General features: G+C 67.2%; 27 protein-coding genes. 18 read left to right on the forward strand and 9 right to left on the reverse strand.

Annotated elements, in window-relative coordinates; all coding sequences use genetic code 11:
- Window positions 1–92 precede the first annotated feature (92 nt).
- Complete coding sequence (locus ABD944_RS16580; RefSeq protein WP_345177282.1) at window positions 93–1,085, forward strand: DUF4349 domain-containing protein; 993 nt, start codon at window positions 93–95, stop codon at window positions 1,083–1,085.
- Here the strand turns inward: ABD944_RS16580 and hemE are convergent.
- Window positions 1,082–2,098, reverse strand: coding sequence for a uroporphyrinogen decarboxylase (gene hemE, locus ABD944_RS16585; RefSeq protein WP_378189037.1), 1,017 nt, complete (start codon window positions 2,096–2,098; stop codon window positions 1,082–1,084). The two genes, ABD944_RS16580 and hemE, sit on opposite strands and share 4 nt — an antisense overlap.
- A 226-nt stretch (window positions 2,099–2,324) precedes the next feature.
- On the opposite strand from hemE, the gene ABD944_RS16590 reads away from it, so the two are divergent.
- The 4 genes from ABD944_RS16590 (at window position 2,325) to efeU (ending at window position 5,630) form a co-directional block, all read left to right on the forward strand.
- Window positions 2,325–2,537, forward strand: a complete 213-nt coding sequence (locus ABD944_RS16590; protein ID WP_345177284.1) for a hypothetical protein — start codon at window positions 2,325–2,327, stop codon at window positions 2,535–2,537.
- A 151-nt stretch (window positions 2,538–2,688) separates the two neighbouring features.
- Window positions 2,689–3,255 (forward strand): DUF3000 domain-containing protein, encoded by a 567-nt coding sequence (locus ABD944_RS16595; RefSeq protein WP_345177285.1) that lies wholly within the window; start codon window positions 2,689–2,691, stop codon window positions 3,253–3,255.
- 214 nt (window positions 3,256–3,469) lie between these two features.
- Window positions 3,470–4,675: an HRDC domain-containing protein gene (locus tag ABD944_RS16600; protein ID WP_345177618.1), complete on the forward strand. Its 1,206-nt coding sequence runs from the start codon at window positions 3,470–3,472 to the stop codon at window positions 4,673–4,675.
- A gap of 91 nt (window positions 4,676–4,766) precedes the next feature.
- Window positions 4,767–5,630: an iron uptake transporter permease EfeU gene (gene efeU, locus ABD944_RS16605; RefSeq protein WP_345177287.1), complete on the forward strand. Its 864-nt coding sequence runs from the start codon at window positions 4,767–4,769 to the stop codon at window positions 5,628–5,630.
- A 7-nt stretch (window positions 5,631–5,637) separates the two neighbouring features.
- Here the strand turns inward: efeU and ABD944_RS16610 are convergent, their stop codons facing one another.
- The 5 genes from ABD944_RS16610 to ABD944_RS16630 all read right to left on the reverse strand — a co-directional run bounded on the left by ABD944_RS16610 (window position 5,638) and on the right by ABD944_RS16630 (window position 9,304).
- Window positions 5,638–6,000 carry a hypothetical protein gene (locus tag ABD944_RS16610; RefSeq protein WP_345177290.1) on the reverse strand — a complete coding sequence of 121 codons (363 nt, stop codon included), beginning with the start codon at window positions 5,998–6,000 and terminating at the stop codon, window positions 5,638–5,640.
- 76 nt (window positions 6,001–6,076) lie between these two features.
- Window positions 6,077–7,258, reverse strand: coding sequence for an ABC transporter permease (locus ABD944_RS16615; protein ID WP_345177293.1), 1,182 nt, complete (start codon window positions 7,256–7,258; stop codon window positions 6,077–6,079).
- Window positions 7,255–7,956, reverse strand: coding sequence for an ABC transporter ATP-binding protein (locus tag ABD944_RS16620; protein ID WP_345177296.1), 702 nt, complete (start codon window positions 7,954–7,956; stop codon window positions 7,255–7,257). Before ABD944_RS16620 ends, ABD944_RS16615 begins: the two co-directional genes overlap by 4 nt.
- Window positions 7,953–8,990: a peptidoglycan-binding protein gene (locus ABD944_RS16625; protein WP_345177299.1), complete on the reverse strand. Its 1,038-nt coding sequence runs from the start codon at window positions 8,988–8,990 to the stop codon at window positions 7,953–7,955. The genes ABD944_RS16620 and ABD944_RS16625 overlap by 4 nt, the downstream gene beginning before the upstream one ends.
- Entirely contained in the window at window positions 8,987–9,304 is a 318-nt protein-coding gene (locus ABD944_RS16630) for a hypothetical protein (RefSeq protein ID WP_345177302.1), read from the reverse strand. Before ABD944_RS16630 ends, ABD944_RS16625 begins: the two co-directional genes overlap by 4 nt.
- Window positions 9,305–9,724: 420 nt before the next feature.
- On the opposite strand from ABD944_RS16630, the gene ABD944_RS16635 reads away from it, so the two are divergent.
- From ABD944_RS16635 to ABD944_RS16645, 3 genes are all read left to right on the forward strand, one after another.
- Window positions 9,725–9,946 carry a hypothetical protein gene (locus tag ABD944_RS16635; RefSeq protein WP_345177305.1) on the forward strand — a complete coding sequence of 74 codons (222 nt, stop codon included), beginning with the start codon at window positions 9,725–9,727 and terminating at the stop codon, window positions 9,944–9,946.
- Window positions 9,939–10,538 carry a DUF2637 domain-containing protein gene (locus ABD944_RS16640; protein ID WP_345177307.1) on the forward strand — a complete coding sequence of 200 codons (600 nt, stop codon included), beginning with the start codon at window positions 9,939–9,941 and terminating at the stop codon, window positions 10,536–10,538. The genes ABD944_RS16635 and ABD944_RS16640 overlap by 8 nt, the downstream gene beginning before the upstream one ends.
- Window positions 10,539–10,887: 349 nt before the next feature.
- Window positions 10,888–12,078: a Shedu anti-phage system protein SduA domain-containing protein gene (locus ABD944_RS16645; RefSeq protein WP_345177311.1), complete on the forward strand. Its 1,191-nt coding sequence runs from the start codon at window positions 10,888–10,890 to the stop codon at window positions 12,076–12,078.
- Between the two features lie 376 nt (window positions 12,079–12,454).
- On the opposite strand, the gene ABD944_RS16650 is transcribed toward ABD944_RS16645, so the two are convergent.
- Window positions 12,455–13,186: a DUF5919 domain-containing protein gene (locus tag ABD944_RS16650; protein ID WP_345177313.1), complete on the reverse strand. Its 732-nt coding sequence runs from the start codon at window positions 13,184–13,186 to the stop codon at window positions 12,455–12,457.
- A gap of 169 nt (window positions 13,187–13,355) precedes the next feature.
- On the opposite strand from ABD944_RS16650, the gene ABD944_RS16655 reads away from it, so the two are divergent.
- The 5 genes from ABD944_RS16655 (at window position 13,356) to ABD944_RS16675 (ending at window position 17,654) form a co-directional block, all read left to right on the forward strand.
- Window positions 13,356–13,634 (forward strand): hypothetical protein, encoded by a 279-nt coding sequence (locus ABD944_RS16655; RefSeq protein ID WP_345177315.1) that lies wholly within the window; start codon window positions 13,356–13,358, stop codon window positions 13,632–13,634.
- On the forward strand, window positions 13,634–14,077 hold the full coding sequence (locus ABD944_RS16660) for a hypothetical protein (protein WP_345177318.1): 444 nt from the start codon (window positions 13,634–13,636) through the stop codon (window positions 14,075–14,077). Before ABD944_RS16655 ends, ABD944_RS16660 begins: the two co-directional genes overlap by 1 nt.
- A 1-nt stretch (window position 14,078) precedes the next feature.
- On the forward strand, window positions 14,079–14,534 hold the full coding sequence (locus ABD944_RS16665; protein ID WP_345177321.1) for a winged helix-turn-helix domain-containing protein: 456 nt from the start codon (window positions 14,079–14,081) through the stop codon (window positions 14,532–14,534).
- 49 nt (window positions 14,535–14,583) lie between these two features.
- Complete coding sequence (locus ABD944_RS16670) at window positions 14,584–15,144, forward strand: HD domain-containing protein (RefSeq protein ID WP_345177324.1); 561 nt, start codon at window positions 14,584–14,586, stop codon at window positions 15,142–15,144.
- 257 nt (window positions 15,145–15,401) lie between these two features.
- Window positions 15,402–17,654, forward strand: coding sequence for a hypothetical protein (locus ABD944_RS16675; RefSeq protein WP_345177327.1), 2,253 nt, complete (start codon window positions 15,402–15,404; stop codon window positions 17,652–17,654).
- A gap of 7 nt (window positions 17,655–17,661) precedes the next feature.
- On the opposite strand, the gene ABD944_RS16680 is transcribed toward ABD944_RS16675, so the two are convergent.
- A complete protein-coding gene (locus ABD944_RS16680; protein ID WP_345177329.1) occupies window positions 17,662–18,138 on the reverse strand; it encodes an NUDIX domain-containing protein in 477 nt (158 codons plus the stop codon).
- Between the two features lies 1 nt (window position 18,139).
- Window positions 18,140–18,883: a helix-turn-helix domain-containing protein gene (locus ABD944_RS16685; RefSeq protein ID WP_345177333.1), complete on the reverse strand. Its 744-nt coding sequence runs from the start codon at window positions 18,881–18,883 to the stop codon at window positions 18,140–18,142.
- 177 nt (window positions 18,884–19,060) lie between these two features.
- Between ABD944_RS16685 and ABD944_RS16690 the strand changes: the two genes are divergently transcribed.
- The 5 genes from ABD944_RS16690 to ABD944_RS16710 all read left to right on the forward strand — a co-directional run bounded on the left by ABD944_RS16690 (window position 19,061) and on the right by ABD944_RS16710 (window position 22,134).
- Complete coding sequence (locus ABD944_RS16690; protein ID WP_345177335.1) at window positions 19,061–19,270, forward strand: hypothetical protein; 210 nt, start codon at window positions 19,061–19,063, stop codon at window positions 19,268–19,270.
- 162 nt (window positions 19,271–19,432) lie between these two features.
- On the forward strand, window positions 19,433–19,621 hold the full coding sequence (locus tag ABD944_RS16695; protein ID WP_345177339.1) for a hypothetical protein: 189 nt from the start codon (window positions 19,433–19,435) through the stop codon (window positions 19,619–19,621).
- A 71-nt stretch (window positions 19,622–19,692) separates the two neighbouring features.
- Window positions 19,693–19,995, forward strand: coding sequence for a hypothetical protein (locus tag ABD944_RS16700; RefSeq protein ID WP_345177341.1), 303 nt, complete (start codon window positions 19,693–19,695; stop codon window positions 19,993–19,995).
- A gap of 59 nt (window positions 19,996–20,054) precedes the next feature.
- The gene (locus tag ABD944_RS16705; RefSeq protein ID WP_345177345.1) at window positions 20,055–21,782 is read left to right on the forward strand and encodes an FtsK/SpoIIIE domain-containing protein; all 1,728 of its coding nucleotides are present in this window, start codon (window positions 20,055–20,057) and stop codon (window positions 21,780–21,782) included.
- A gap of 157 nt (window positions 21,783–21,939) precedes the next feature.
- Window positions 21,940–22,134, forward strand: a complete 195-nt coding sequence (locus ABD944_RS16710; protein ID WP_345177349.1) for a helix-turn-helix domain-containing protein — start codon at window positions 21,940–21,942, stop codon at window positions 22,132–22,134.
- The last annotated feature ends 20 nt before the right edge of the window (window positions 22,135–22,154 follow it).

Consider the following 22,154-nt stretch of genomic DNA (forward strand, 5'->3'; position numbering starts at 1 on the left):
ACCGGCGGCCCGTGACCGCCGCGTGCCCGCTTCGTTCCCGGATCGCGACCGGCCCCGGGGAACGGTGATCCGCCGCACTCCGTCCAAGCCCCATGCGGATCGTCAGGAGCATCACCTGCGCACTGCTCGTCCTGCCGCTGGCGGCGGGCATGGCCGCGTGCGGAGGCGGCGGCGGCCAGTCCTCCGGAGCGTCGGACACCGCCCCCCGCGGCGTGGCCACGGCGCCGGCCCTCCCGAGCAGCGGCGCCCAGCGCGCCGAGGGCGTCCCGCAGAGCGGGACCGCCAAAAGGCCGGAGAAGCCCCTGCCCACCGGGCGCGAGGTCGTCCAGACCGCCGACCTGCGGGTGCGGGCGAAGGACGTGGAGGCCGCCGCCGCCAAGGCCAAGCAGCTGGTCGCCGCGGCGGGCGGCTACGTCGAGCGGGAGTCGACGTCGAGCGACCCGGCCCGCTCGGAGATCGCGCTCAAGATCCCGAGTGACCGGTACGCCGAGGTGCTGGGCCGGCTCGGCGCCGACCTCGGCACCAAGCTGTCGCTCGGCCAGCAGGCCGAGGACGTGACCGGCGAGGTGGCCGACGTCGACGCGCGGGTGCGGTCCGCGAAGGCCACGCTGGAGTCGTTCCGCAAGCTGCTCGGCCGGGCGGGCTCCGTCGGCGAGATCATGAGCATCGAGCAGGAGATCTCCGAGCGGGAGGCCGACCTGGAGGCGCTCCAGGCGCGCCAGAAGTCGCTCGCCCACCGCACGCAGTTCGCGACCGTGACCGTGACCCTGGTGAGCAGGACCTCGCCGCCCGAGAGGGACGAGCCCCGCGGCGGCTTCGTCGGCGGGCTGGAGAACGGCTGGCACGCGTTCACCGCGTTCGTCGGCGGCGTCGCCGCCGTGCTGGGCTGGCTGCTGCCGTTCCTCGTCGCGGCGGCCGTGATCGGGCTGCCGGCGCTGGTCCTGCGCCGCCGGAGGCGCGCCCGGTCCGCGGCCCGCGACGCCGACTCCGCACCGGCCCCGGAGCAGACGCCGGAGCCGGAGAACGCGAAGGCCGCCGTCGGCGCGGGCGAGAAGCCCCCGCAGGGGCCGCCGCCGCCCGCCTAGCGCGGGTCCTCGGCGCTCGCCTCGTGGACGAGGTCGGCGAGGCGGGCGAGCACGTCCGGGTCCATGGACGGCAGGACGCCGTGGCCGAGGTTGAAGATGTGCCCCTCGGCGGTGCGGCCGCGGGCCAGCACGTCGCGGGCGCGGCGCTCCACGATCTCCCACGGGGCGAAGAGGACCGCCGGGTCGAGGTTGCCCTGCAGGGCCTTGCCCGGCTCGACGCGGCCGACGGCCTCGTCCAGCGGCACCCGCCAGTCGACGCCGACGACGTCGGCCCCGGCCTCGCCCATCAGGCCGAGCAGCTCGCCCGTCCCGACGCCGAAGTGGATGCGCGGCACGCCGAGCGGCTCGATCTCGGCGAAGATGCGGCGGGCGTGGGGCAGGACGGACTCGCGGTAGTCCTCCGCGGCGACCGCGCCCACCCACGAGTCGAAGACCTGCACGGCGCTCGCGCCGGCCGCGATCTGCACCTTCAGGAAGGCGATCGTGAGGTCGGCCAGCCGCTCCATCAGCCGGTTCCACAGCCGCGGCTCGCCGTACATCATGGCCTTGGTGCGCTCTTGGTTCTTGGACGGGCCGCCCTCGATCAGGTACGAGGCGAGCGTGAACGGGCCCCCCGCGAACCCGATGAGCGGCGTCGCGCCCAGCTCGCCGACCAGGCCCTCCACGCCCTCGGTCACGTACGGGACGTCGTCGGGCGAGAGGGGGCGCAGCACGTCCAGGCCCGCGGCGTCGCGGATGGGATCGGCGATGACCGGGCCGACGCCGGGCTTGATGTCGAGGTCGACGCCGACCGCCCGGAGCGGCACCATGATGTCGCTGTAGAAGATCGCCGCGTCGACCGCGTACCGGCGCACCGGCTGCATCGTGATCTCCACGATCATGTCCGGGCGGGTGCACGACTCCAGCATCGGGACGCCCTCGCGGACCCGCAGGTACTCCGGCAGGGAGCGCCCCGCCTGGCGCATGAACCACACCGGCGTGTGCGGCACCGGACGGCGCCGGCAGGCCAGCAGGAAGGGGCTCTCGGCGAGGCCGCCGTTGTCAGGCGTCCGCGCGGAGTGGTCGTTCGAACGGGCTGCGTCAGCGGTCACGTTGCGATGGTCCCACGAAACGCCGACGGGAGAGCACCGGAGTGGCGCGTGAGGCGCAACGAACTTCCGGACACGCCGAGCGAAGTCCCGCATTCTGTCACCGGCGCGTGCGAACGTGATGCGTGTCATAGCCGAGGGAGGTTCCCCCTTGTACTGCTTCACCTGCGGTGATGAACGGGTGTTCGAGCAGCCGCCGTGCGAGGACGGGCACGGCGAGGAGTGCCCCGAGCGAGCCTGCGCCGACTGCGGCTCGGCCGTCCTGGTCGGCCTGCCGCCCGCCGCCACCGCCCCGGCCCGCCCCCGGGCCTCCGAGACCGCCCGGGCGCGCGGCGACGCCGCCACCGCGCGGGCCGTGGCCTGACCGGCCCGGCCCCCGAGACGAAACCCGTGCCGTGCCTGCCTCCCCTCCACGTCCTCCCGCCGCCCCCCGCGGCGCCGCCCCGCCCCGCCGCCACCGGCCCGAGCCGGGGCCCGGCGACCCGTCCCTCCCCCGCGATCAGGCCGGTCCGCCCATGAACCCACCCGCCTTCCAGCGGGCCGTCGACACGCTGCGCGAGATCCTCGACGGGCCCGCCCTCCGGCCGGAGCTCGACCTGGAGGACATGCCCGCCCCGCAGAGCCTCGCGCCCTACGCGGCGGCCATGTCCGGCAGCGTCTACCGCGACGACGACACCGAGGTCGCCATGGGCCGCCTCATCGTGCTGTACGACCCCGAGGGCCGCTCCGGATGGACGAACGGCTTCCGCGTCGTCGCCTACATCCGCGCCGACCTGGAGCCCGACATCGCCGCCGACGAGCTGATCGGCTCCGTCGCGTGGGACTGGCTGCTGGAGGCCCTGGAGCCCGCCGGCTACGCGGGGGTGTCGGGGACGATCACCCGCGCGGTGTCGGAGAGCTTCGGCGACAAGAGCGACGAGCCCTCCACCACGGAGCTGGAGCTGCGCGCCTCGTGGTCCCCGACGGGCGACGACCTCGCCGGTCACGTGCTGGCCTGGTGCGAGGTGATGTGCACCACGGCGGGGCTTCCGCCCACCGGTGTGACCGCCCTGCCGGACCGGCCGGGCGGCGGGGGCGGCTGAGCGACGTACGGTAGGGGGCGTGAGCACAGCGTCCGAAACCGAGGCGGCGGGGGAGAACACGGAAGAAGTGGGAGTGTCCGAAACGCGCGCCACCGGCCCCGAACGGGGCGCCGGTGCGGAGAAGACGGCGGCGACCCCTCCCGGGAGCGTTCCCGGTCCGGCCGGGCCGGGCCCCGGCCCGGCGGGCGCGGAGGCCGACACCGGTCCCCCTGCCATCCCGCTGCTGGAGCCGCGCGAGGGCGTCCCGCCGGTGCTCACCGCTCCGGCCGACCTGGAACGCGTCATCGCGGCGTTCGCCGCCGGCACCGGTCCCGTCGCCGTCGACGCCGAGCGGGCCTCCGGCTACCGGTACGGTCAGCGCGCCTACCTGATCCAGCTGCGCCGCGCGGGCGCCGGCACCGCGCTGATCGACCCGGTCGCGCTGCCCGACCTGTCCGGGCTCGACGCCGCGCTCGCCGACGCCGAGATGGTGCTGCACGCCGCCAACCAGGACCTCCCGTGCCTGGCCGAGGTCGGCCTCGTCCCGCGCCGGCTGTTCGACACCGAGCTGGCCGGGCGGCTGCTCGGCTATCCCCGGGTGGGGCTCGGCTCCATGGTCGAGAACGTCCTCGGCTTCGTGCTGGAGAAGGGCTACTCGGCGGCCGACTGGTCGACGCGCCCCCTCCCGGAGGACTGGCTGCGCTACGCCGCGCTCGACGTCGAGCTGCTGGTCGAGCTGCGCGACGCGCTCCACGGCGAGCTGGAGGCGGCGGGCAAGCTGGAGTGGGCGCGCGAGGAGTTCGCCGCGATCCTGACCACGCCGCCGAAGCCGCCGCGCCCCGACCCGTGGCGCCGCACGTCCGGCATCCACCGGGTGCGCAACCGGCGGGCGCTCGCCGCCGTCCGCGAGGTCTGGGAGGCGCGCGACAAGATCGCCCGCGAGCGGGACCTGTCCCCCGGCCGGGTGCTGCAGGACGCGGCGATCATCGAGCTGGCGCAGAAGTCGCCGAAGACCCCGGCCGAGCTGCAGGCCCTGCCGACGATGCGGGGCCGCGGCGCCCGCCGGCACCAGTCGGCGTGGCTGCGCGCCGTCGCCCGCGCCCGCGAGCTCGGCGAGCGCGGGCTGCCCGAGTCGAACCTGCCCGGCGACGGGCCGCCGCCCGCGCACCGCTGGGCCGACCGCGACCCGGAGGCCGCCAAGCGGCTCACCGCCGCGCGCGCCGTCGTCGCCGCGCTCGCCGACGAGCACTCGATGCCGTCGGAGAACCTCGTGCAACCCGACTACGTCCGCCGGCTGGCGTGGACGCCCCCCGCGGAGTCGTCGCCGTCCGCGATCGGCGCCGCCCTGCGCGACCTCGGCGCCCGCGGCTGGCAGGTCGAGCTCACCGCGCAGCCGATCGCCAAGGCGTTCCTCCGCCTCGAAAGCAAAGGTGAGCTGTAGGCGGACTTGCACGGGGGCGGCCGCGAGGCACACACTGGCTTAGGTTAGCTTTGCCTAAAACGTGTGTGTTGATCCCCCGAGGAGTACGTCGATGCTGCTGGGCAACTTCCTCATCGGCCTGCGTGAGGGGCTCGAGGCCGCCCTGGTCGTGAGCATCCTGATCGCGTACCTGGTGAAGACCGGCAACCGCCGGGCTCTGCTCCCCGTCTGGACGGGCATCGGCGCCGCCGTCGTCCTGGCGTGCGGGTTCGGGATCGCGCTGAGCGCCGCGTCGTCGGAGATGCAGTTCAAGACGCAGGAGCTGTTCGGCGGCGTCCTGTCGATCATCGCGGTGGGGCTGGTCACCTGGATGGTCTTCTGGATGCGCAAGACCGCCCGGTTCATGAAGGCCGAACTGGAGGGCAGGCTGGAGGGCGCGCTCGACGTCGGGCCGGTCGCCCTCGCGGCCGTGGCGTTCCTGGCCGTCGGGCGCGAGGGGCTGGAGACGGCGCTGTTCCTGTGGACCAACATCTCCAACTCCTCCGGCGGGTCCGCCCAGCCGATCACCGGCGCGTTCCTCGGCCTCGCCGTCGCCGTCGCCCTCGGCTACCTGCTCTACCGCGGCGGCCTCAAGATCAACCTCAAGCGGTTCTTCACCTGGACGGGCGCCGCGCTCATCGTCGTCGCCGCCGGGGTCTTCGGCTACGGCTTCCACGACCTGCAGGAGGCGGAGGTGTTCCCCGGCCTGCACGCGGTCGCGCTGGAGCCGCACGCCTTCTTCGCCAAGTTCGGCGGCGCCGGCGACTGGATGCAGACCGTCTTCCAGGGCGTCCTGAACGTCACCCCGCAGATCACGTGGCTTCAGCTGGTCATGTGGGCGGCCTACCTGGTGCCGGTGATGGTGCTGTTCCTGCGCAGCCCGTCGCCGTCCAAGCCCGCCCCGGCCAAGGCCACCGAGCCGGCGCCCACGTCCTGACGCCGCGTCACAGGTCGGGCAGCGGGTCGCGGGGAAGGCTGTCGCGGGCGAAGACCTCGGCGTCGGCCGCGTTGACGACCGGCACGTACTCGTCGTCGAGCTCGAACACCGCGCCCCCGAACTCGAACGACGCCCCGACGCCCGTCTCCACCGGCCCGATCCGGGTGCCGCGCGGGTAGCTGCCCCAGATGCTCTTCGGGGTGCTGCGGCTCAGCGGGCCGGTGGAGATCACGGCGACCTGGTCGCCGGTGACGACGAAGACGAACCCCGCACCGCCGCCGTAGGTCATCGCGGGGAAGATGTAGCGGATCTCCCCGTCGATGCCGAGGAACTCCCTGCAGCGCTCGCGGAGCGGGCGTGGCACCGGCATGGCGGTTGGGGCACCTCCCCCAGGGCGGGTCGACGTCGCCCCAATCATGCACCGATCGGACAGATCGTGACCAGTCTCACGCGGTCGCCAGCGCCGCGGTCGGCGGCAGCCGCGCGGCCCGCGCCGCCGGGTACAGCCCCGCGACCGTCCCGATCACCAGGGTCGCGGCGAGCGCGCCGCCGAGCGCCCACGCCGGCACGACCGGCGGCCACCCCTTCCACAGCGCGAACCCGGCCGTCACCGCCGCGCCGAGCACGACCCCGGCCGCGCCTCCGAACGCCGACAGCAGCAGCGACTCGGCGAGGAACTGGACCCGCACCTGGCCGCGGGTGGCGCCGAGCGACCGGCGCAGCCCGATCTCGCGGCGCCGCTCCAGCACCGAGATCACCATCGTGTTGGCGACCCCGACCCCGCCGACGAGCAGCGCGACGGCGCCGAGCCCGAGCAGCAGCCCGGTGAACGCCCCGGACGCCGCGGCCCGCGCCTCCAGGGCGTCGGAGGGCCGGCTGACCTGGACCTGCTCCGGATGCTCCGGGTCGACCGTCCGGGCCAGGACGTCCCGGACGTCGCCGACCGACGCGTCCGCGGAGCGCTCGTAGATCGTCGTGGGGTGGCCGTCGAAGCCGAGGTACCGGCGGGCGGCGTCCCAGCCGACGAGGGCGGAGCGGTCGATCTCCGGGGCCAGCTCCGCCGGCCGCAGCACGCCGAGGACGACGAACCACCGGCCGCCGATCCAGACCTGGCCGCCCGCCCGGTCCAGGCCGAGCCGCCGCGCCGCCTCCGACCCGAGCACGACGGCGGGACGGCCCCCGGTCGCCGCGTCCAGCGCCCGCCCGCTCGCCGGCGCCACGTCGAGCGTGCCGAGCAGCCCCGCCGTGGCGGCCTGCACGGCGATGCCCTGCGTGACCTCCTCCGGGATCCGGTCGGTGCGGCGGACGGTGGCCTCCACCGACCCTGTCGCGCCGACCGCCGTGACCGTCCCGATCCGCCGCACCATCTCCGGCGCCGTCTCGGGCAGCTGCGCCTTGTCGCCGAACAGCGTGTCGCCCGGCTTCGCCGTCAGCAGGTTCGTGCCCAGCCGGTCGAGCCGCCGGAGCAGGTCCTCCCTGCTGGAGGAGGAGATCCCGATGACGGCGACCATGGTGGCGATCCCGATCGCGATCCCGAGGGCCGACAGCACCGCCCGCGCCGGACGGGCCCGGAGCCCGCCGTGCCCGACGCGCAGCACGTCGCCCGCACCGAGCCGCGCGGGCCTCATCGGCTCACCGTCCCGGCCCGCTCGTCCGCGACGATCAGACCGTCCCGGACCCGCACCCGCCGCGGCGCCCGCGCCGCCACCTCCGCGTCGTGCGTGATGACCGCGACGGTGGTGCCGGCGCGGTTCAGCTCGTCCAGCAGGGCGAGCACCTCGGCGCCCGCGGCGGAGTCGAGGTTGCCGGTCGGCTCGTCGGCGAGCAGCAGGTCGGGCTCGCCCACGACCGCCCTCGCGACCGCGACCCGCTGCTGCTCGCCGCCCGACAGCTGGTGCGGCCGGTGCGCCGTCCGCTCCGCCAGCCCGACCCGTCCGAGCGCCGCCCGCGCCCGCTCCCGCCGCTCCCGCAGCCCGACCCCGCGGTAGAGCAGCCCGTCGGCGACGTTGTCGAGGGCGCTCACCCCCGCGGCGAGGTGGAACTGCTGGAACACGAACCCGATGTGCCGCGCCCGCAGCGCCGACAGCTCCCGGTCCCCGAGCCCCGCGACCTCGTGCCCCGCGACCCGCACGCTCCCCCGCGTCGGCCGGTCCAGCGTCCCGATCATGTGCAGCAGCGTCGACTTCCCCGACCCCGACGGCCCGACGATCGCCACCAGCTCCCCCGGCGCGATCACCAGGTCGACGCCCCGGAGAGCCGCGACACCGCTCCCGTACTCCTTGACCACCCCGGCCAGCTCCACGATGTCCGCGCCCCTGTCGTTCATTCGGCGGGCACCCCGACCTTCATGCCCTCGCGCAGCCCGTCCCCGGCCACCTCGACCCGCCCGCCGCCGAACGCCCCGGCCCGAACGGGCACCAGGCGCCTGGACCCGTCGACGACCTCGACCCCGAAGCCGCCCTCCCGCAGCGCCAGCAGCGCCTCCACCGGAACCGACAGGACGCCTTCGCGCCGCTCGCTCTCCAACTCGACGCTGACCGGCGCCTCGTCCAGCCGTCCCGTCCCGGCGTCCCCGATCGAGATGTCGACGCCGACCGTGGTCTTCTGGTCCTGCCCCGAACCGGTCGTCCGGGCGACGCTGCCGACCTCGCTGATCGTCCCCTTCACCGACGCCCCGCCGGGGAGCTCCACCGACACCCGGGCCCCCTTCCTGGCGAGATCCTGCTTGTCGGCGTCCAGATCGACGTGCACGACCCGCCTCGTCCCGGCCACCGTCAGGACGGGCTGCCCCTGAGCGATCCGCTTCCCTTCGGGCGCTTTGACCTCCCGCACCCGCAAGGCCCCGTCCGAGAACACGACCTGCCCGGGGTCGACCTGACCGGTCTCCGCCAGCCCCCGGTCGTCCTGCCACTCTTCGACAGCGGCCGTCGTGGCCCCGGTGAACTCCCCGTCCACGGTCATGCCGCCGTACCCGAGAGCCCGCAGGTTCTCTTCGAGCTGCCGGACGTCCTTCCCGGAGACGCCCTCACGCAGCGCCCGGTACATGGGGCGAGCGCCGTACATCAACGTCACGGGCTTGCCCGTCACCGACAGCAGCGTCTCCCCGCGCCGGACGGTCGCACCCTCCTCCGGCGACCAGGTCACCACCCCGGACGCCCCGATCCACACATCCCGGACATCGACATAGGTGAGCTTCCCGTCCACCTTCTCGGTGTCCACGAGATCGCCCCGGCTCACCACCGCCGTCGCCAACGGAACCTGCGCCCCCTGCGCCTGGCCCCCGTCCCGGCTCCAGGCAAGGGCGCCGCCGACCACCACCACGACGGCGGCGGCCCCACCCGCGATCGCGACCCGCCTCACTTCCCGACCCCCGGCAGGCTGCCCTTGCACGCCTCCCGCGCCTTCTCTGCCTGCCCCCGGTCGACCTGCCCGGTCGGGAGCTTGATCTGCCCGTCCGGCCCCGGATCCGGGATGTCGACCCCGTGCTCGCGCATGCACTGGGTGAACTTGACGTACTGGTCCCGCACCTTCGGATCCTTGAGGTCGGGCATCTTCCCGCCCGCCTGAAGCCACGACTGGCACTTCTCCAGCGCCGCCTCCAGCTTCGAGCGGTCACCGCCCTTCCCCAGCCGCATCGCGTGCCCGTCCCCACTCCCCGGGTCAGGAACGTCCACCCCGTTGTCCCGCATGCACTGCGCGAACTTCAGCTGAGCGTCCTCCGGAGAGACCGACCTGCTGGGCGAAGCTGAGGCCGAGGCCACCCCACCAGCACTGGCGACCCCGCTCTGCTCCCCGTCGCCCCCACACCCGGCGACACCCAGCACAAGCCCCGCGACAACACCCAGAACCCAAACCCTCATGGCGACCCTCTCCCCGAAGCACCCTGCCCCGGCCCGCCCATAAGAGCCCCCAGAGGGTTAAACCCGCATTAGCCGTGCGGCCTCTCAGCAGATCGGACCGAGTCGGGAGACGTCGCCCGAGGAGCCTCTCACCAGCAAAAACGTCCGGAGGAGTCGCGGCGAGTCGAAGTGGATCGAGCCTCGTTGGCTCCCCTCTTTGGCTCCCGTGGCTCCCCCGGCAGAGAGGAGGCGAACATGTCTCTACGGATCACCGAAGACACGATGACCGCCGTCGTGAACGGCGAAGTAATCGCCACCGGCACCCGCACCGACTGCGGTTGGCACGTCACGTCATGGCCGCGCCCACTCGACCGCAACGCAGCGATCACGGCCCTGATGCTCGCCGAACGACTCATCACCCACGGCAATGACGACCCGTGCGCGCGAGAGTGGCGGAGGGAGCTGGGCCGTGACTGACCGCCTCATCCGCATCACAACCGCGCTCGCCGTGGTGGCAGTAGCCGCAGTGGCAGCCGTCATCTCGTACCGCCACGCCTACGAACTCGTCCACTCCCACGGCGAGTCCGGCCCCACGGCGCGCCTCGTCCCGTTCACGGTGGACGGCCTCATCTGGGCAGCGTCCATGGTGATCCTGGACGCGAGCCGCCGAAAGCAACCGGCACCACAGTTGGCCAAGTGGAGCCTCGCCGTGGGCATCGTGGCCACAGTAGGCGCCAACGTGGCGCACGGAGCCTCCCACGGCCCCATCGGCGCGATAGTCAGCGCATGGCCGGCACTCGCCCTCGTGGGAAGCTTCGAACTCCTCATGACCCTCACTCGCAGCGCCGCGCACAGCAACCTCGTCCAAGACAAGGAGCGCACCACACCGGAACAGCCTCGCACCGAAGTGGAGCAGACCCCGGAACAAGCAGTGTTGGACGAGTACAGGGCGAGCCTGCAGGGCCCTGGCCGCCCAGTCTCTCAGCGCTACCTCGCCGAGAAGCACGGCATCGACCGCCGCAAGGTGAAGCAGATCATCACCAACGTGGACCAACCCGCCTCAGCGTGAACCCTGGGAGCCCCAGGCACGTCCCGACTTGGGGCTGTGGCTGGGGCTTCTACGTGCCGCCAGCCCGCTTGCCCCCAGAACAGCTGAGCAGTTGTGATCTTGCGTGATCACACGCCTCGGATGTGCCCTGTCTAAGGCGGTCCTCTGAAGGCTCAGCTCCGTGCCTCATCGGCATGAGCGGGAGGCTCCGCTGACGCGGTGATACGGGTCCGGTCATCATCAGGAGCCAGTTGACGGAAGCAATTTCTTACATCCTGGCCGCTCCCAATCCCAAGACTGGCCGGTCGTGGCCAGACGTCTCGGCTACTTATGGTGGAGTGAGGACTCGGCGTGGACGAGAATTAGGAGTATGGGTTATCGAGCAGGGTTTACCCTGATGCAGCTATTGGAAGAGACACGCGAGATGACCGATGATTTTGAAATCAAGAGAAATATTAACGCAGCAATTGATTTCATGAATAGCCCTACTTCTGGCGGCCACCGCTATCGCCGAGGACAGCCATTGGTTGAATTTTTGCAAACTGGGGCTCGCGCCGCTGAAAGAGGTGGGGAAATCAGCATAGCCGAACGCATGGAAGACTTTGCCGAATACGCAGCAGGAGACATACCACTTTCCCTGCTGGAAACAAACTACATTCCTGGAACCCAAGAGCGAGACAATCGTTACATGCGACTTGTCATAAATGTTGGACTGGGTCGCGCGATCGAAATATTGAAGGCTCTTCTAAGCCAGAAGGAAGATGCAACGGGGAGAGAGGCATATCAGTGGCTTTTGCAAATGGAACAAGACGCGCGTCGCCTAGAGATAGGAGATGACCGACTGGGTGGCGTAAGCCTTCCACGTGGAGCGGCCGACAATCTAACGTGGCTACGCCGAATCAACATTAGATTGACAGAAATGAGCGAGAAAAGGGGTACTTTTTCGTCTGACATCATTGACGAGCTGTATGACCTTGAAGGCGTCGAACTGCTTGCTCAAGTGGTTGAGCTGCGACGACGAAGCGAGCGTCTGCGCGATCTTCGGCGGATCGTAGAGAACCCAAACAGCACAGAGCTAGAAATTCACGCTGAACTTAAGGGGCAGGGATGGATCTTTGGAGGACGTTACATTGAAGAGTTGACTCGACCGCGGCTCGCGACTGATGTCACTCTCGATATTCCGCTATTGAGAGGAGACGGCGCCCTTCACATAGTGGAGCTAAAGCAAGCAAATATACCAAATCTGCTAGAGCGGCCGAGAGTTCATCCTTCAGTTGGAGTCGAAGTGCATCGAGCCGTAACACAGGTCGCAAATTATCTAAGGTCATTGGACGAAAAGAGAGCGACAATCCTTGCCGACTTTGGCATTGATTGCCGTCGATCTTTCGCCACTATCGTTGTAGGCCATCCGATTTTCGTGGCCGAGAAATATTCCAAGGAGGAAATTTCTTCGGCTTTTCGTACCTACAATAGTCATCTTGTGCGGATTGAAGTTATCACCTATCAAGAGTTGCTCGATTCTGCTGAGCGAGCACTTAGGGTGGAGGATTTTGCCTTCTAGGCTTGGGGTGACTATCGCTAGAGGAACTGGCGGTCCCGGAATTGCGTGGGGGCGTGGCCCCGTGGGGCGCCCCGTAGTCTGGACTGGCGGACGGGCTAGCGCTTCCGCCTGCCCGCTATGGCCCGTCGTAAGGCCCCGCGCAATTGGGAACGGCCAGCGGTACGGACGTGGCTAGCTCAACCCCGTGACTGCCCTCAGTCTTCGAGCGGCCCTGGACTCCTGCTGGCCTTCGCGCCCGCCGACCGGCGTCCCATTGCCGGGGCCCAGCAGAGGCGGAACAGGCTCCGAGTCGGCGCGCGTGGCCCGGTTGTCGGGCCGCCTTGATGATGTACGGAAACTCCGCACAGGCTTCCGAGCGCTAGAACACGGGACCGCCCTAGGCCACCAGAGAGGCTCCGGACCACACACGCTCGAAGCTCTCCAAGTATGTGCTCGCCATGTCGCCGTCTTCTGTCCGCCGGAGGTGAAGGACGGGAGCGTGTGAGGCAGCGATACCGTAGGCGTGCGGGTTGATCAGTAGGTCGTCATCGGCGCGGTAGACCGAGTTGTAGAGCACTGTGTCATGTAGGCGGATCTCAACTCCGTCCACCTCCCGCAAAGCGCGATAGTGGACCAAAGCGTTTCGGATCTTCGCGGCCATGGACTCGCCTACGCCTTCGTCGCTGCCGCGCTCAGCCACACACGTGCCGTCTGGGTCGCCGAGCAGAATGCGAACGGCAACGCCGTCGCGTGCCCTCTGTGCGAGCACGCGCATGATGCCCATGTCCTCGGCGAGGAAGAGGCCCGCGTAGGCCAGGACGCCGATCTCGTCGCGCGCGGCCCGAAAGAGTTGGTGCCACACCGGACGCGGGACGGCCCATCGGTGCGGGTAGGTCGCCAAGATGTCGATCGCCGGCGCCTCTACTCGGACGTTCGTCATGGCGAGGTGCGGCCATAGGTCGGCCTCGTCTCGTCCGACCAGTGAGGCAACCCGCGTCCGGTGGCGTGGGTAGGGCACGCGCCCCGCCACCCACCGCTGGACGGTCTTGGGGTCCACACGCAACCGCGCCGCAACGTCGGCTTCGGTCAGGTGCGCGTCGGCAAGGGCACGTCGCAACAAGTCGTTCACCGGGCCTCCCGCGATGCAAGTGAGAACGACGCATGAACGACGCTAACAGAAGACGTCCCTAGACGTCCCTAGATGTCGATGGAGAGGTCCCGCCCCGGACGGAAGGCTCAGGACACAGGCGAACATGCCACCTCGTACCAACGAACCCGCAAAACGAGGAGCCCACCCCATGTCCACCGAACAGCCCCCTCAGACCAATCCCGACCCATGCAAAGCCGAAGCAGATGCGGCAGAGAAGGCGCTCGCCGACTTGCGCCGGGACTTCACCGGTTACCGCATTTGGCGCGCCACCCGGTGGGACGGACGTCTCGGAGACTGGGTGGCGAGCTTGCACGACCCGCGCGCCGGCGTGGATCCGACGGTGATCGCATCGAACCCCGCCGCGTTGCGTGAGGCCCTCGTCCACGAGGGCGAGCGCGCCAAGAGCGCGCGCACGAGGACCCGGTGATGGCACGGGAGCGAGCCCCGCAACTGTCACTGGAGGAGGCCGTGATGGGGAGCACGGCCTCATGGGGTGGGGAGGAGGTGGCGTGGTTGGTGCTGCTTCCCCCGAACGCACCGACCGCGCTCCCTCCGCCCACCTACAGCGGTCCATGGCGCGCACGCTGGCACCTCACGCGTCTCGCCCTCGTCCTGCGCTGTGACGGCTGGACGACCCAACTCCGCACCGAGACTCCCCGCACCCTCCTGCGCGTCTACTCCAAGGGCGCACCCACGATCGGCGAGAGCATCTCCGTGGCCTGGGGCAACGGCACCTGGTGGTACCTGTCCAGCACCGGCCTATGGCTCACGCCGTGCAAACGTCTCTGCCTCGCCGCGGACAAGCTGAACATCCTGCTCCAACCGTGGGTCGCGGCGGCATTCGATCCCCTGAGAGACGAGCAGCACTGACATGACCCGCCGCACGGCATGGGGAACCTACGTGTACATCACCCGCGAGCTACGGCACCGCCTCGCAGATGGCACCTACGCCCCCGGCGCCCGGCTACCAAGCGAAGCCGCCCTCTGCGCCGAGTTCGACGTTGGCCGCACCCCCGTGCGGCGGGCCCTGTCAGCCCTGCAGGCCGAAGAACTCATCACCGTCCGCGCGGGCGTGGGCCGATTCGTCGCAGACCCCGACACCCAACCGCGGACGCTCACAGAGCACATCGCCGCGAAGCTGCGCCACCAGATCGAAACCGGCCGCCTCCAGCCAGGCGAAGCGCTCCCTAGCGAGACCCGACTCGCGCAACGCCACGGCGTATCCCGCTCCACCGCACGCGAGGCTCTCATCACCCTCGAAACCGCCGGCCTAGTCAGCTGCCTCCACGGAAAAGGGCGCTACGTCCGCCAAGACGTCCCCAGATGAACCGCACACGCCCGTGGACGTCCGCCAATCCGCCCGTAGCGTCGGGCCCATGAACCGCAACACCGCAGCGTGGGCACGCGACCTCGCAAGCAAACACCTAGAGACTCCACTCCCCCGCCGCTGGGCGCACACCCAAGGCGTAGCTCGTCAAGCCAGGACGCTCGCCCCCATCCTCGGCGACAAGGCCGACCTCCTAGAGGCGGCGGCATGGCTTCACGACATCGGCTACGCCCCTGACCTCGTCCACACGGGCTTCCACCCCCTAGACGGCGCCCGCTACCTCCGCAACGCCCACCACGCGAACGAGCACCTATGCCAGTTGGTAGCCCATCACACTTGCGCGTTGGTCGAAGCTCGTGAGCGCGGCCTGGCCGATGCTCTGTGCAATGAATTCGATTCAGAGCCGCCTATTCTGATTGAATTTCTAACCTATTGCGATATGACTACCAGCCCAACCGGTGCGCCCATTTCAGTTACAGACCGCCTGAGCGAGATAATCGCCCGTTACGGCGAAGGGCATATCGTTAGTCGATCAATATCAACGGCAAGCGACATCATCCTTAACGTCGTACACAAAGTCGAATCCGCGAGGATATCCCTGAGCAAGTGAGCTCAGGAGGCATCCGTGTTTCCACTGAAAGACTGTGTCCGCATGCGGTCGTTCTGTAGCTATATCTGAGGCTTCTTGGTATACGTGGCCCCATAGAGGAACAGCACAGATCCCCGAGGACGCCTACTTTGAGCGAACGACTTACGGCTAAAGAGCTAACACGGAAATACCCCCCAACGGAATATGGGGAGCGCCTACTGCGCGTCCGCTGCCTTGCAGACTTTCTTGAAGATTCGATCGTAAGAGAAGATTACGAGGTGAGTGCACGCCTCACCGCCCCCATACGCTTGACAGAAGAAGGGGAGACTCTCCTCCGTCGCGCCTACAACAACGCCAATCCCAGGCCAGCGTGCATTCTCGCGATTCTCCTCACCCCATATTGGGATGCCCTATTCATTGATCCGATAGCTACGAACATTGAAACGCTTGAGGCACTCATTTCTGAAGAAATAGTTAAAGGGCGCATCAAGCACCCCTATCTTTACGGGCGCATTCTCTATGACAAGGCGTTTAACGCGCTGGATGACAATAAAAACCTACTTACCCACAAGGAGACTATGAATCTCCTAGAGGGAACTCCGGCTGGCGTATTTCAATTGGCCAACTACGTGACTGGACCTTATGGCCTAGCTAAAAGCAATGAGTTCAGATTCTCTGCGCCCAGTCATTGGATCCCACTGTACCATTGCGAAGATCTGTCCTGCGGTGATTTGCACCTAACTCACCTGACGACAGGAAACGCAAAGATTAGCAAGGTGCGTGTGAGAGTTCGGGACCTCCTGCATAAGAGAAGTGACTCACCCTCCGACTGGGACTCCTACCTTCGGGATGTTGTGTCGGCATTTCGCAATCCATTCTCCTGGAGTTTCTCTGCCGGCCTGATCCCTTTCATAGGAGATGCCTTTTCGCTCAGGGAGCTGCGGCTCATAGTCGAGGATCTACTCGACAACACGAATGGTAGGCTACGCAAGTCTCTGTCGACACTCAATACTTCGGTCCGTGGGGCGTCAGTGTTCTGCGAGACACTTACTGAAGCCCAGGCCGTTCAACTAATTTTGCTCTGCAAGGACTCTGACATCGTCGATACCATAAATCATCTCATTCTGAAGGACGAAGGAAAGCGAATAATAATCCCTGCCACGGAAGCTCGTACGGCAATAATAGCCACTGAATATGCTGGCTACTTCGATATCACCCCCGAGTGCACGAAGCGTGGGGCTCGCTTTTCCACCAATCGATCTCTGACTCTGCTACGCGTTCGCCATCTAGTATCGTCACTTTTCAACATGGCTGATGAAGCTCAACGGGAACGCCTAGAATGGATAATCAGAGACTCGGATGGCGATACCTTCCAGGAAAGGCTTGATAATTTCATCTGCCAGCAAGACTTGAGTGCAGCCCTACAATCACTTATTTTTGATGGCAAGAAAAATCTGGAGCGTGCGATTGGCTTTGCTGGAATAGGCTCCCGCGCCAGAGAACACTTCACGAACGAAGCTCAGCTTGCTTCAGCGGTCAGCTGGCGCTTGGGAGTAATGACGGCCACAGACGAGAGTTCGATATCCTCCTTGCACCAACATGGTGAGCATCTACGGCAACTCGCCATGCGGACACACACCTACACACTCGCCGAGCAAGAGGCCATCCGTTCCGAAGCAGCGAATTTTTTCGTAACACTAGAGGAGATTCTGGCAGACTATATAAAATTGGCGACTTGGGCGTTGCTGCGCGACCACTACGGAAGCCCGGACGGCTTCGTTTATCACATTGACGAGGCAGTTGGCTTCTGCTCAGACAAAATTGCCCGGGAGCAGCCGGCCTTTGAGTTGTCGAACGACGGCAAATGGACACTGGGCCCCATGATTCAAAGCTTTGCGACACTAGCACGAAGCTTGGATTCACTGACCCCTAGCAACGCCAATATTCGCCCCCAGGACGAATATCCTCACATCTTGCGCAACGATTCTCCATATACCTTCCTATTCAAGAACAGGATCCCATTTTTGGACTTGTCTGAAGAATCGAAAGCTCAGATTATATCTACCCTTCGCACGGCAACCAAAAAGCTGTCTAGCAATCACGTAGATGAGATACGAAACAGGTTTCTGCATAACAACGAATTTCCGAGCCAGGACGAGATAATACAAGCAGTTACTGCGGCGCAAACTGTTCTCGTCGAAGGCGAAGAGGCAGGTTTCTTGCTGATCCCGGCGTCACAGATAGATCATCGCCAAGACAGCTATGGTCGACGCTTCTTTACGCTGGGAACCCCGCGTGGCAAAAAGACAACCTTTAGCCGTCCCAGTCAGCACTTCCTTGCAGGATTTCCTATCCTAGGCGAACCGCAACTCGTCATACGCTCGGCCATCTATAAAGATTCCAGTGAAATGCTACGCCTTCGCACTGTTACCGTATCGGATTACTCGGAGCGTTGGAGCAATTTTCCTAGGCGGCGCGTTTCACTTGGAAGTAGCCTAGTTCGTGGGACCGAGACTGTCCCGGACTCGTAGGCTGCCTCTACTTAATTACGACTCGTTCACGTTTAGCGAGGAAATCTTCAAGCCGCAACCGCATCGATCGGTCGAGCTTCAACTCAAAAAAACTCTCAGGGCATACCCAGGAAACTTCGTTGGACTCATCGCTAGGAGTTGGCTCGCCACCGACATATGAGCCCTTTAGCAAGATCGAGAACTCTTGGCGCACTTCATCATTACTCGTGTAATGAATGAGATGTTTTGGGTCGCTGTAGATGCCGACTAGGCCGGTTATCTCTACATCGATGCCGGTTTCTTCTTTGGTTTCGCGGATGGCTGCTTGGGTGATGGATTCGCCTAGGTCGATTGCGCCGCCTGGCAGGGCCCAATTGTCGTTGTCGGTGCGGCGGATCATCAGTATCTCGCCTTTGTCATTCTCTACGACGACGTTGACGGAGGGGACGAGGCTGTTGGCCTTGGGGGCGTTGGGGTCGTCGTAGTAGTCGATCCTGCGGCCCATGTCAGTCCCCCGGTATGGGTGTGGCGCCGTCCCAGACGCGTTCGAAGCTCTCTAGGTAGGTATTGACCAGGTCTCCGCCGGCTATGCGGCGTAGGTGCCAGACGGGGGCGTGGGGACCGGTGACGCCGTAGACGTGGGTGTTGACGAGGAGCTGGTCATCGGCGCGGTAGATGGAGTTGTAGAGGACCGTGCGATGAAAGCGGAACTCGACGCCGTCTTGCCTGCGCAGGTTCTTGTAGAGGACCAGGGCGTTGCGGATCTTTGCGGCCTGGGCGTCGCCTACACCCTCGTCATCGCCTCGTTCGGCTACCTGTGGGCTGTCCGGGTCGCCGAGGAGGATGCGCACGCGGACACCAGCCTCAGCTTTCTCCGCGAACGTGCGCTGGATGCCGGAGTCTTCGGAGAGGAAGAGGCCGGAGTAGACCAGTACGCCGATCTCTTCTTTGGCGGTGGCGAAGAGACGTCCCCATGCGTCCCTCGGGACGGATGTCCGGTGCGGATAGATCGTCACTAGTTCGCTGCTGGACGCTGCGGTGACCTGCTCGTTAGAGAGGGCATCCGGCCACAGGAAAGTCTCGTCTACGCCCAATCGCGAAGCTACTGCGTAGCGATGCCGCCGGTAGGGGGTGCGGTCCTTAGTGATCCACCGTTCTACCGTTTTCGGGTCCACGTCGAGCGACTCGGCGAGCGTGGCGATAGTCAAGCCCTGCTCTAGCAGAGCAGCGCGTAGGCGTTCGTTTGGCATGCACCCGTCCGGATTCCGGGACGTCCTAGGACGCGGCCAAGCCTATGAGGACGTCATGAACACGTCCAGTCATGTAGTGATCTCGTCCCGCAGGTCAGGCGCACTCTCTTTCTCGTAGACACCGACCGCCCGGACCGTCCCCGCCGGATACGGGCCTTACGAGAGGAGTGGTCACAGATGATCTTTGTTCTGGCAGCGATCCTTGCCGTCTTCCTCGCTGGCTCCACCTGCGGAATCTTCGCGATGCTCGTCATCGGCATCCACGCCGAAGAGCGCCGGTCCGCGCGAGGGCTCGCCGAGACGTCCCGCGTCGGCACCGCCTCCAGGCGAGTGCTCAGCACCCGCACGTGCGACGACGCGCCGGCCCGCGTACCGGCGGGGCGGTGAGCATGCGGATGCCTCGCGCCATCACCGGTCACGCGTGCCCCTGCGGCGCTCGGGTCGAGACCGGTAGCCGGAGGTGCCGCAAGTGCCGCGCTCGCGCCCGGTGGCTCCGGCGTGGGCGCGGCCCGCAGTACCCGGTCCCGTGGCTGTGAGGAGGGTGCGCCAGTGAACGTCTCTGTTCCCCTGGTGGCGCTTCTCGGTGCCGTGGTGTGGGTCGCGTGGCGGTACATGGGACTTCGCGGCTGGCACATCGCGGTGTGCCTGCTGTTCGGGTTCTTCCTCGCCGCGACCAGTGCCGCGCCGGAAATCCGCCGACTGGTGGCCGTTCTCGTCCGGTCCCTTTCTCAGCACTGACGTCCCCTACCGAAGGGAGGGATGCCTTGGTGCCTGATACACCGCCGCATGTCCAAGTCAACGTTCAAGAGGTGCGAACGCGAAGCCTCGCCGCGCGTGAGATCCTCTCCAGCCTTTCCGAGGCGATGCCGTCCATCGAGGATCTGTGGGCGCGGCTCTACGCCGCGCTCGCCGATGTTCCCCAGCTCCTCTCCGAGATATCCCGGCTCTCGTCCCTGCTGGCGAAAGTCCGGCGGGACCGCGCGAATCTGGCAGCTGCGGGGCGAGCCACTCTCCGAGCCGACCGCGACGGCGAACCGGATCCGCTGTACTACCTGCGCGATGAACTACGCGCGCAAGGCCACCTTCCCCCGGAGTCCTGGGGGCGCCCATGAGCCGGACGCGTCAGATGCGGCGGCATGCGCAGAAGATGCGGCGCAGTGGGTTGCAGCCCATGGTGATCATCGACCGTGGCGACCAGTTCCCGGACGTGGCCGCCGTTCTCCTCGCGCGGGCCTTGTGGCGGTACCGGTCTGAACTGGGACCGGTCTACCTGGTGGCTGCGCTCGCCGTAGGGGGCGCGGTCCTGCATCTCGCGCACCCGGCATGGTGGCCGTGGCTGTTGGCTCTTGCCTTTTTGGCTGCGTGGGCACTCGCCATGTTCGGCGAGAGGTTGGGCCTCTCTCCGCGAATCGAGCGGCTGTATGCCGCTGGCGTCGTGATGGGGGCTGGTGGGTGGCTGTCTGCGGCTACTGCACTCGGGCCCACGGTCTCGCCGCTTCCTGTGATGCTTACCGGGGGCGCAATCGCGCTCGCCGCGCCGTGGTGGGCGCATCGGAGGCGGCGCGCCAGAGTGCGAGTCGATCGCCAGATAGCCGCATGGCCGGAGATCGCGAAGGACGTCGGCCTCGCCGGTTCACGCGCACAGTCCGCGGTAGTGGACTTGTGGGGATGGCGCGCACGGTTCGCCCTGGCACGCGGCCAAACGATCCAGGACGTCATCGCCAAGATTCCGGCTATCGAGTCGGCGCTTGGGACGTTCCGGGGTGCTGTGCGCGTCGCACCGACGCGCGACGGCAAGGCCAACCGGTTCGAGTTGCGGGTGCTCGACAGAGACCCGCACGCCGATGCGATCCCGTGGCCGGGACCGTCCGTCTCCTCCATTACCGAACCGATCGACCTCGGCCCGTTCGAGGACGCAACCGGCGCGCGTGTTCTGCTGCTGCGACGTCACGGCCTATTCGGGGGCGTCGCCGGCTCCGGGAAGAGCGGCGGGATCAACGTCCTGATGGGCAACCTCAGCGCATGCCAGGACGTCGTTATCTGGGCCATCGATCTCAAGCGCGGGATGGAACTCCAGCCGTGGGCGTCCTGTATCGATCGACTCGCCACCACACCGGAGCAAGCCCGCGCCATGCTGCGCGACGCCGTCACCGTCCTGGAGGCACGCGCCGAATGGCTCACGGCCAACGGGCGGCGCGTGTGGAATCCGACGCCAGAGCATCCCGCGCTTGTCATCGTCGTGGACGAGTACGCCGAACTCGCCGATGACGCTCCCGACGCAGCAAGCGACACCGACTCCATTGCGCGGCGGGGGCGGGCCGTCGCCGTGACGCTCATTGCGGCTACCCAGCGGCCCACCCAGAAGGCCATGGGCAAGGGTGCCGTTCGCTCACAGATGGACGTCCGCGTGAGCTTCCGCGTCCGTGAGCGCAAGGACGTCGATCTCATCCTCGGGCAGGGGATGCTCAGCGCCGGATGGCACGCCCACACCCTCAACGCTCCCGGCAAGTTCCTGCTCTCCGCGCCCGAACACGACACACCTCGGCGAGGCCGCGCCTACCTGCTCACCGATGCCACCGTTGCCGAGACAGCAGAGCGCCACGCGTCCATCCGTCCGACACTGGACGAGGTCTCCCTACGCGCACTGGACGAGGCACACATGGCGCCCATCCCCGAACCGTCCACCCTCGTAGCGCCGTCCCGCGAAGACCGCGCCGAGACAGTGCTGAGAGAGGCCTTGGACGGCGCGCCGGAGGAGGGCCTCCCGATCGCCCATCTGCTGATGCTCACAGAGCTGAGTCGTCCCACCCTCTACCGGCGCCTCGCCGAGCTGGTGAAGGCCGGCGAGGCCGTCCAAGTCGGACGAGGCCGCTACAAGGCGTCCGAGCACACCCGGTAATCGTCTCAACGTCTCGTCTCGCGCACGCGTCTGCACGTATGGGCGGCTGAGACGTCCGTGAGACGAGACGAGAGACGAGCACCCATCGCAACCGAGGAGATGATCCCCACCCATATCCGCGCACGGCCCCGGGACGAAGCCCGGGTGAGAGGAGGTGGTGTCCCTGCAGGCGTACACCGTCGAGCAAGTAGCCGAGATCCTCAGCATCGGACGGGACAAGGTCTACTTCCTGATCCGCACCGGCCAACTCCGCAGCATCAAGATCGGCAAGCTGCGCCGCATCACTGACCGCCACCTCGCCGAGTTCGTCACCTCCCTGGAAGAGCCCTCCCTCGAAGTCGCCAAGCGCTGACACCTGCACGGGAGGCCCGT

The sequence above is a fragment of the Actinomadura verrucosospora genome, from assembly GCF_039540335.1.
In the GTDB taxonomy this organism is placed as follows: Bacteria; Actinomycetota; Actinomycetes; order Streptosporangiales; family Streptosporangiaceae; genus Spirillospora; species Spirillospora verrucosospora.